A 4,409-nucleotide genomic window follows, 5' to 3' on the forward strand; every position below is an offset into this window, starting at 1 on the left:
TTTTCTTGCAGGCGGCCTCGCATGGACGGTGTTCATATGCACGCTCGCAAGCCATGGCCGCAAGCGCGCAGGGACTGCGTTGCTGCGCGCTTGCCATGTTTTATCGGCGGTGCTTTTCGCGTACTTCTCGTACAGCGTGATCGTGCACGGATATCGCGACCTGATCGTGAACAGCGCAACGGCAATTTAACGCGATCGCATCACGCGATAAAACCCGCAAACCGCGCCATGTCCACGTTGCCGCCGCTGATCACCACGCCCACGCGCTTGCCCGCTACCGGCACGACGTTCTGAAGCACCGCTGCGGCCGCGAGACAGCCGGTCGGCTCGACAACCATCTTCATGCGCTCGGCAAAGAACCTCATGGTCGAGACAAGCTGGTCGTCGCTGACGGTCACGACGCGATCCACGAGCCGCTGCAGGATTGGGAAGTTGTATTCGCCGACATGTGTGGACGCGGCGCCATCGGCGATGGTGCGCGGCACATCGATATGCACGATCTCACCGCGCGCCAGCGATTGCTGGGCGTCGTTGCCCGCTTCCGGCTCCACGCCGATCACCGTGCACGACGGACTCAGCTCGGCCGCTGCCAGCGCGCATCCGGCGAGCAGCCCACCGCCGCCAAGGCACACGAACAAGTAGTCCAGCGGCCCCGTCTCCTCGATCAATTCCTTCACGACGGTTCCCTGCCCGGCGATCACGTGCGGATGATCGTACGGCGGAATCAGCGTCATGCCGCGCTCTTGCGCGATCTTCGCGCCAATAGCCTCACGATCTTCCGTGTACCGGTCATATGTGATCACCTCGCCACCATAGCCGCGCGTGGCTTCCATTTTCGCAGCGGGCGCGTCCTCCGGCATGATGATCGTCGCCTTGATGCCCGCGATCCGGGCGGATAGCGCGATTGCCTGCGCGTGGTTGCCCGACGAATAGGTCAGGACGCCGGCCTTGCGCTGGGTATCGGAGAAATGTGAGATCGCGTTGAATGCGCCGCGAAACTTGAAGGCCCCCATGCGCTGGAAATTCTCGCACTTGAAGAAGAGGCTGGCGCCGGCGAGGGCGTCAGCGGTGTTCGAGGTCAGGACAGGCGTGCGATGCGCGGCGCCGGCAATGCGTTTGGCGGCATCGGCGACGTCGGCATATGTGGGTGCGGGGAGAATGGGCATCTGGCATCAGGCGGCGGTTGGAGGGAATGCCATTGTCCCAGCATAGTGCTGCGTCTGAAAAGCTGGCCAATCGGCCTACGATCGAGAACTGCGGATAAACCTCGAAAAAGCAAAACGGCGCAACCGGTCGAGCCGAATTGCGCCGCGCTTGTCATCCGCGCTTGTCATCAAGCGGAAGAAATCAGGTTATCGAGCCGCGGCTCAACGCCGCCATCCACCGTATCCGCCGCCATATCCACCACGATAGCCACCGTGATATCCGTATCCACCGTGATACCCGCCGTAGTAAGGCCGACCATAATATCCCCCACCGACGACCACAGCGGGCGGCGCATAGACCACCGGCGGCGGCGCGTAATAGACCGGAGCCGGGGGCGGAGCGTAATACACGGGCGGAGGCGGCGCAGCGTAGACCGGATACGCCGGCACGCCAATGCCGATACCTACCGAAACGTGAGCCTGAGCTGCACTTGCGAAGCCTGCACCGATGGCTGCAGCGACCATAAACGGGACTAACTTTTTCACTTTTCTTCTCCCCGCTGCGGTACCCGTGCACACGACGGGATAACGCAACGACATGCATTGAATGTAGCTAAAAACCCTGAAACCCACCTTAAGCATTTGTAGCCAAATGCAATTGGAACTGCCTTGAAACTGGGCGTTCTCAGGCGGGTTTCAAGTCGAGCGGCGCCTTTCGCTTCATAGCTGTAGCCGCTCAGCGGGCGATGTTAAGGGTTCGCAGAGTTAGCCGCCAGTCACAGCCCGCGGTGACCGTTTATTCCAAATGTCACCAATGAAATGATTCATTACAATTGACTGACCAACGCAAAAAGTAAAACAGCCCCGCCGATGGAGAACCATCGAACAGGGCTGCGATTTCTAAGCGTTCTACGTCAGGCAAGGTGCTGCAAGTTTTTTCGCTCAGCCTACTTTCACGTACGCGAATTCGCGTGTGACATTGGGTGGCACGTACGCCCCGCTGATGCGCACCCGCGGCGTAAGTCTTTTTCGTTGATCCCACCACTGACGCCGATGCGTCTCACTGAGAAAACGAAGATGTTTCCGATAAGCAAAGATACTCATGGTGACCCCTGAAGGTTGCGAAACCGGCATTGGCAAGCAATCTGACACTTGAACCTGGCGCTGAAGCGGCACTCTGTCGAAACCCATGAGGAATGGGCCGCCGCGCCGATTCCGCCTATTCCTACCGTCGCGTCGCGCGCACTGACCACGCCGCGATCAAAAAGATGCTTACTTTTTCATCAGAGCAAAGACTATGCCCTTTCTTCCATATCGCTTCCTGGCTTTGCGGGCGAACACTCTGACATACAGACAATCGCCCTTGTCCCACCTATGTTGTAGTTTTAACCCTCCCCGTTGACGTCATCGGTGCGACGCCGAACGCATGACTATCGAATCGCCCGGGCTGAAGGCGAGCGCATGCCAAACCGCAGCGTGCGGCAACCGTCCCAAGGCGCACTCAAGCCATGCTATGGTGATGCCCGGCGCGCCAGTGTGGGGAAGCCGCCGGGGGATCTGGCGGGCGCGCTGAACCAATGCTGCAAACCACCCGTTCGAATGCCCTGGTTGAACGCTGGCCGGAAACACCCGATACACCAGTTACCCGGCTGCCCTCGACGCCAATCCATTCAGCTACGAGAAAGAACAAAATGATCAAAGTCAGCTTTATGTATCCGTATAGCGAGAATGCGCGCTTCGACATCGATTACTACTGCTCGCACCATATGCCGTGGGTCGCCGGCCTGTTGGGCACTACATTGAAAGGCTGGTCGGCCGACGTCGACCTTGGCGGCGGCGCACCGGGTTCAAAGCCCCTATACGTGGCCGCCGGCCACCTGCTGTTCGACTCCGTCGATGCGTTCAAGGCCGCAGTGGCGCCGCACGCAAAAGCTTTTGCGGACGATTTGACGAATTACACCGACGGCGATCCGGCCGTCGTGCAGATCAGCGAAGTCCGAGCCAGCAGCTAGGCAAACAACCGGCTATGCGGCGTGCCCACGCCGCCTTTAACTGCCCTCGTGACAACCCGCGCGGCCGCAAGCGCCGCGCTTTTGCCTTGAAAAGGATCTGAGATGTTCGGCGAGATCGCCCGTTTTGTACTCAACACTGTATTTACGCTGTTCGGCGCGGCGCTGTTGCTGCGCGCCTGGATGCAATTTGTCCGCATGCCGCCGTACAACCCGGTTTCCAACGCCGTGATGCAGGCGACCAACTGGCTCGTCCTGCCGCTGCGCAAGATCTTGCCGGCCACGAAGTCGGTCGATCTGGCGAGCATCATTGCGGCGTTCATTGCCGCGTTTGTCTTCCTGATCCTGATGGTGCTGCTCGCCGGCATTGATCCGGCAGGCATCCCGGTCCTGCTGCCTACCCTGCTCCTGGTCGCGGTGATCACGGTCGTCAAATGGGCGCTGAACCTGATCATCTGGATGACGATCCTGATGGCGTTGCTGTCGTGGCTCAATCCGCAATCGCCGGCCATGCCGCTGCTGTATCAACTGACGGCGCCGTTTCTCGAACCGCTGCGGCGCATTCTGCCGCGCATGGGTGGTATCGATTTGTCGCCCATCCTGCTGTTCGTGATCGTGCAGGTGCTGTTGATGATCGTGACGCGCCTGGCCGTGACAATGACCATGTTCGGCGTCTGAAGCGTTGTCCAAACGGCCGAGGTTGCGGGAACGCGGCCGTTCCGCGTAAAATCGTCGTCTCTGCGGGCGTCGTATAATGGCCATTACCGTAGCTTCCCAAGCTACAGACGTGGGTTCGATTCCCATCGCCCGCTCCAGTATTCAGACTAAAAGCCGCCTTCGTAGGCGGCTTTTTAGTTTTAGCGTCGACTTTCCGGGTTCACTTCGGCCACACGCACGCGGCGCAGTTCGCTCAACCTAATGTTCTATCGATGATCCACGATCCCGCTTCCCCCGACGACATTCCCAACGACGAAGCGGTCTCTCCCGCCGACGATCCGCGTCCGCGTCGGCGAATCCGCAGTTTCGTCACGCGTGCGGGCCGGGTATCGACGGGGCAACGACGCGCGCTGGATGATTTCGGCCCGCGCTTCGTCGTGTCCTACGCACCCGAGCCGTTCGACTGGGACGCCGCGTTCGGCCGCGCCGCGCCGCGCGTGCTGGAAATCGGCTTCGGCATGGGCGCGACGACGGCGGAAATCGCTTCCGCGCGTCCCGCCGATGACTTCCTGGGCGTCGAGGTCCATGAACCGGGCGT

4 protein-coding genes, 1 tRNA gene and 2 pseudogenes are annotated in these 4,409 nt (G+C 60.4%); 5 read left to right on the forward strand and 2 right to left on the reverse strand.

The window, feature by feature from the left end; translation table 11 throughout:
* Window positions 1-190, forward strand: a pseudogene (locus tag ACFFAR_RS25820) (LysE family translocator); the annotation flags it as partial.
* A gap of 10 nt (window positions 191-200) precedes the next feature.
* Here the strand turns inward: ACFFAR_RS25820 and ACFFAR_RS25825 are convergent.
* A complete protein-coding gene (locus tag ACFFAR_RS25825) occupies window positions 201-1,166 on the reverse strand; it encodes a threo-3-hydroxy-L-aspartate ammonia-lyase (protein WP_062169599.1) in 966 nt (321 codons plus the stop codon).
* Between the two features lie 201 nt (window positions 1,167-1,367).
* A complete protein-coding gene (locus ACFFAR_RS25830; RefSeq protein WP_174362932.1) occupies window positions 1,368-1,691 on the reverse strand; it encodes a hypothetical protein in 324 nt (107 codons plus the stop codon).
* 1,145 nt (window positions 1,692-2,836) lie between these two features.
* Here ACFFAR_RS25830 and ACFFAR_RS25835 point away from each other — a divergent pair.
* The 4 genes and pseudogenes from ACFFAR_RS25835 to ACFFAR_RS25850 form a co-directional block, all read left to right on the forward strand.
* Window positions 2,837-3,157 (forward strand): EthD family reductase, encoded by a 321-nt coding sequence (locus tag ACFFAR_RS25835; RefSeq protein WP_174362936.1) that lies wholly within the window; start codon window positions 2,837-2,839, stop codon window positions 3,155-3,157.
* 102 nt (window positions 3,158-3,259) lie between these two features.
* On the forward strand, window positions 3,260-3,832 hold the full coding sequence (locus ACFFAR_RS25840; RefSeq protein WP_061998881.1) for a YggT family protein: 573 nt from the start codon (window positions 3,260-3,262) through the stop codon (window positions 3,830-3,832).
* Window positions 3,833-3,894: 62 nt separating this feature from the next.
* A tRNA-Gly gene (locus tag ACFFAR_RS25845) sits at window positions 3,895-3,969 on the forward strand.
* Window positions 3,970-4,083: 114 nt separating this feature from the next.
* A pseudogene (locus ACFFAR_RS25850) lies at window positions 4,084-4,409 on the forward strand (tRNA (guanosine(46)-N7)-methyltransferase TrmB); the annotation flags it as partial.

This window comes from uncultured Caballeronia sp. (genome assembly GCF_964243625.1).
Taxonomy (GTDB): domain Bacteria; phylum Pseudomonadota; class Gammaproteobacteria; order Burkholderiales; family Burkholderiaceae; genus Caballeronia.

What these genes read in the sequence shown, in the direction of transcription:
- ACFFAR_RS25840 (WP_061998881.1), top strand. Translation starts at nt 3,260, where the DNA reads ATGTTCGGCGAGATCGCCCGTTTTGTACTCAACACTGTATTTACGCTG.
- ACFFAR_RS25835 (WP_174362936.1), top strand. Translation starts at nt 2,837, where the DNA reads ATGATCAAAGTCAGCTTTATGTATCCGTATAGCGAGAATGCGCGCTTC.
- ACFFAR_RS25825 (WP_062169599.1), bottom strand. Translation starts at nt 1,166, where the DNA reads ATGCCCATTCTCCCCGCACCCACATATGCCGACGTCGCCGATGCCGCC.